2 protein-coding genes are annotated in these 4,516 nt (G+C 41.8%); both read left to right on the top strand.

What is annotated here, in order from left to right:
* Positions 1-608: 608 nt before the first annotated feature.
* Entirely contained in the window at positions 609-1,565 is a 957-nt protein-coding gene (locus tag PX636_RS19730; protein ID WP_012267741.1) for a ribonuclease Z, read from the top strand.
* A gap of 2 nt (positions 1,566-1,567) precedes the next feature.
* The coding region (locus tag PX636_RS19725) for a tubulin-like doman-containing protein (protein WP_288118426.1) at positions 1,568-4,516 on the top strand (2,949 nt) is incomplete at its 3' end.

The following is a 4,516-nucleotide window of genomic DNA, read 5'->3' as shown; positions in this document are numbered from 1 at the left end:
GGGAGTGAGAAGTGGGGAAGCTGTCTCATCACCCTATCACCCCAAAACCCTATCACCCTATCTCCTGCCTCCTGACTCCTGACTCGGAGAATGCTGTCTCCTAACCCAATGTTGGTCAAAGATAAGCAAAAATTATTGACTGACTCCAAAAACTTGAGAATATTTAAATTAACATTTCGCAATATTTACAAATTCTTAAGAATTAATTGAGAAAGATTTTTATTTAACAACGATGTTACAGTGGTAACAGCGATTTTACTGAATTTCATAATGGGTTATTCTGTGCTTTTTTGGGTAGCAATGGTTGAAACCCTTGCCACACCTACAGGGTGATCCTAATTAAGACGGGTAAATCAGTCAATTTCACGGGCAACGATGATCTTTTTTTTGTGTAGTTTTATTGCAAAAAAAAAGTTTTTTTGACAAAAAGCACAAAGTATGATAAGCCCAACCTATTTCTGGCTGCGAGTAATTATTGCAGAGTTAGGTCAAAATCAGGGGATTTGCTGTTTCCAAGTCAAGAAATACAGAAAAGCAGCAATTCGATCGAGAAACCGATAAAAACAGCCTAGACTAGAAAAAGAATCCTCTATCCTGACAGCTATCCTGTGGAGATTACTTTTTTAGGAACCAGTTCTGGGGTTCCCACTCGTTCCCGTAATGTCTCTAGTATCGCCCTTCGTTTGCCGCAACGGGCGGAAATATGGCTGTTTGACTGTGGAGAAGGAACTCAACACCAGTTACTGCGTAGCGACCTGAAAAGTTCCCAAATCCGACGCATTTTTATCACCCATATGCACGGGGATCATATCTTTGGTTTAATGGGATTGTTAGCCAGTATCGGATTAGCCGGTTCTGCTCAGGATATTGACATCTACGGACCCCCCGGACTAGGGGACTATCTGCGTGCTTGTGCTAAGTATTCCTATACTAATTTAGCTAATCGGGTGCGTGTCCATGCCATTTCCCCCGGCATACTCTACGAAGATGAAGAATTTACCGTCTCCTGTCAGCTATTAAAACATCGTATTCCCGCCCACGGTTATCGCATCGCCGAAAAAGACCGTCCAGGACGTTTTGATGTGGAAAAAGCCAACGCTTTAGGTATTCCCCCCGGACCAATTTACGGCAAGCTGAAAAAAGGGGAAACTGTCACCCTTCCCGATGGCAGCAAAATTCGCGGTCAGTCCCTCTGCGGAGAAACGGAAATCGGCCGTAAAATTGCCTATTGTACCGATACTATTTTCTGTGAAGGTTCGATCGAATTGGCACAGAATGCAGATGTGCTAATTCATGAGGCGACTTTTGCACACCAAGATGCCGGGTTAGCCTTTGAAAGTGTTCACTCCACTTCGACGATGGCAGCCCAAGTGGCCTTGGCAGCCCAGGTAAAATTGTTATTAATGACCCATTTTAGTCCCCGTTATCTACCGGGTAATTCTCTGGATATTTCCAATCTGTTAGAGGAAGCGCGGGCGATTTTTCCTAACACTAAATTAGCCTACGATTTCCTCACCTACGAAGTCCCCCGCAACCGTCAAGAAATGGCCTTAGGAGTTAAATAATTATGCCAGCAGCAGTAGAAGAAAAAAGCATGGTTCCCACGGTTTTAGTGGGTATTGGTGGCACGGGTAACGAAATTTTATCGCGATTGCGTCGCTTAATCGAGGAAAGTTATGGCAGTTTGAGCAATTTTCCGATTGTCAGTTTTTTGGTGGTTGACACGGATAAGGATTATAAAATCAGTAATCCTGAAGCTGCCGGCAGTGCTTTTAAAGATAACGAGAAACACTGGTCCCGGGTGAGTGGAAAACAGGTACAGGAGATGGTATCTGACATGGATAGATATCCCTGGATTAATAGTTGGTTTCCCCCGGAATTAGAGAGAAATATTACTTCCCTGGAAGCGGGAGCGGGACAAATTCGCGCCTGTGGCCGTTTTGCTTTATTTTGTAATTATCATGAGATCCAAAGGAAATTTCTGGACGCGGTGAGACGGGTAAAAGGACAAGAAAACTTTATGCTTGATCGCTATGGAATTAAAGTTAGTAATACTGCTATTAATGTCTTTACTACGGGGTCTTTAAACGGTGGTACGGGTAGCGGAATGTTAATCGATATAGGCTACTGTATCCGTAATTGGTTGCGAGGGGAAAGTAGTCCTTTGAGTACGGCAATTGTTCCCACTCCTGAAGCATTTGCGGGGATTAGTGTCGGCGATCGAGTTTTGGCTAATGGTTACGCTGCCTTGATGGAATTAAATTACTTTTCTGACTACAGAACCGAATATCATCAACAGTTTAGCAGTGGTTTGGTCGATGAAGTTGTTAGTAAATTACCCCCCTTTGATTTTACCTATTTAGTGGGGACAAAAAACGGCGAAGGTGATTTTAAACTCGGTCAAATTCGGGAAATGATCGCCCAAAATATCTTCCTAGATATGACCTCTGATTTTGCACCCCATAAGCGTTCCATTAGAGATAATATTAAGGGTTCTTGGGCGCAAGCTGACCCTGGGGGTCGCGGTTATCCTAAGCAATTTATGAGTTTTGGGCTATCAACTATTGAAATTCCTATTGCCCAAATTCGGGCCTCTTTATCGGAACGTTTAGCCAAAGATTTAATTAATTGGTGGCTGAATGATTCCGTGATTTTACCCGCTCAAATGTTGGACTTAGTAAGAGGTGATATCCTCAAAAGAATGCGCTTGAGCGAAGTGGAATTAATTATGGATTTATGTGCCGACAAGGATCGCTCTTTAATTGCCATAATCTCCCAATGGACTAACGAAACTCGTCAGGAAATCAATCAAGATAATTGGCTATCCTGTACCAAACAGGGTGTTAATATTTTAGGTAATGAACAGGGAAAAATCCTGCAATTTATTAATGATTATTTAACGCCAAGAGTCGAGGAATTTAAACGCAATCATTTACTAGAATTGAGTCCCGATGAACGGCTGCACGGCGATTACCTGAAAAAGATTTATAGTAACCGGGATGAAATTATTCAACGGGGTAAAAAGTCCCTAGAAATGGAGTTTTATAATATCCTTGAAGATCGAAACCGTGGGGTAAAATTTGCCGAGAGTTTTATTGTTTTAGTACGACAAATCTTCACCGACATAGCAGAAAAATTCCGTCGCGATCAAGAACAGGTTTGGAGTCAAAACGAAAGTAAACGTCAACGAGAATATGATACAGCCTTAGCAGAAATTAATGATCTGAAAGATAAAATTCATATCTCGAAAAAAGATAAGATGGAACAATATTGTGAACAAGCTTTAACGGGATTGGAAGGCTATTTAATGGCCAATATTCAACGAAAAACCAGAGGTGCAGGAGTAGAGGTTATTAATCGTTTACTGGAACATCTCAATCAATTAGAAAGCCGTTTTAATCGCTTTCGTCAGAAATTAATTCAAAGTCGCGATCTATTTAATCTCCAAGCTAATCAACAGATCGATAGTGCCGATGCTTTGTTGATTAATGGGATTAAATTATTTGACAGACAAGAATTAAATAGTCTTTATCAAGACTTTATCGAACAATTTGCCTCCGGGATTGTCGGCAGCAAAAATGCCTACGATACAGGTATGGATAACCTTTGTTTACCCCTCTCAGAAGAGATTTTAAAGCAATCTAGCCCCCTCTGGAAAGAAACGCGCCGCGCCGATGAAAATATGCGTTTATTTGACATCACCGAGATTGCCGATATTCGTCAAGGAGATTTTCAACAAGTTATCCTAAATCAAGCTAATCAACTCCTACAAAATGCTCCCGCTAGTAGTCAAATTCAGCAGGAATTAGCAGCTTGTGATCGCTTGTTAAAAATTTATAACAACGATGCCGAGATTATCAATAATCTTCGCATTGCCTACCAAAAATCGCGACCCCTAATTATGCTTAATCCTGCGGTTTTGCGGGGAAAAGATGCGGGTTTTACGCCCCAATTAAATCAAAATGTTGCCCTGATTGGAGGAAGAAATACCAGTAACCCAGCAGCCCAAAAAATTATTCCGAAACTGCGGGAATTTATTGCAAACGAAGACGATATTAAACCCTTGGGAGACGTGGAAAAACATCGTCTTGTCTTCGTGCAGGAAATTGGCGGTTTTTCCCTACGCTGTCTCGATGGAATGAGAGAGTTGCGGCAATCCTATCAAGACTGGAAAGGAGAATTTATTCTCGCCAAACGCGCCCAACAAATGGGGGAAAATCGGGATTTACCCATCCCCGTACATATCCAAAAGGAACCTCCTTTCTGGGATGTTTTTCCCGAAGATCCGAGTATTTATCAATTGGTGGTGACAGCCCGGGCTTTAAAAGTGCTTTTTCCAGAAGTCAATCGAGTCACTAATGAGAAAACTATTCGCTATGAAATTAAAACCGCAACGGGATTAAAAAAAGTCGATATCGCCACCAGTTGGGAAGATGCGGTACAGGTGTTAGAAGTCAAAGCTTGTCGCGAAGATAAGGAAAAAATTCAAAGTCAGGTGACAGCTAAGTTACAGGCT

Source organism: Microcystis sp. M53598_WE2, from assembly GCF_030067735.1.
Lineage (GTDB): Bacteria > Cyanobacteriota > Cyanobacteriia > Cyanobacteriales > Microcystaceae > Microcystis > Microcystis aeruginosa.
The sequence above is the reverse complement of the archived record's forward strand: the minus strand, read 5'-3'. Positions and strand labels throughout refer to the sequence as shown.